The following is a 211-nucleotide window of genomic DNA, read 5'->3' on the forward strand; positions in this document are numbered from 1 at the left end:
CGCTACGGCGTTTCACTTCTGAGTTCGGCATGGGGTCAGGTGGGACCACCGCGCTACAGCCGCCAGGCAAATTCTGTTTACCAACACACCTCCCGGGCATGTCGATGTAATCTGTAATCAGGCTGAAAATCTGTCTCTTCGCCAAAACATCTTCGGCGTTGTAAGGTTAAGCCTCACGGTTCATTAGTATCGGTTAGCTCAATGTATCGCT

At 51.2% G+C, this 211-nt stretch carries 1 rRNA gene; it reads right to left on the minus strand.

Annotated elements, in window-relative coordinates:
- A 5S ribosomal RNA gene (rrf, locus tag OGY17_RS00030) occupies window positions 1-67 on the minus strand; the annotation flags it as partial.
- Between the last annotated feature and the right edge of the window lie 144 nt (window positions 68-211).

Origin of the sequence: Citrobacter sp. Cpo126 (assembly GCF_030332445.1) — a bacterium.
GTDB classification, from domain to species: domain Bacteria; phylum Pseudomonadota; class Gammaproteobacteria; order Enterobacterales; family Enterobacteriaceae; genus Citrobacter; species Citrobacter portucalensis.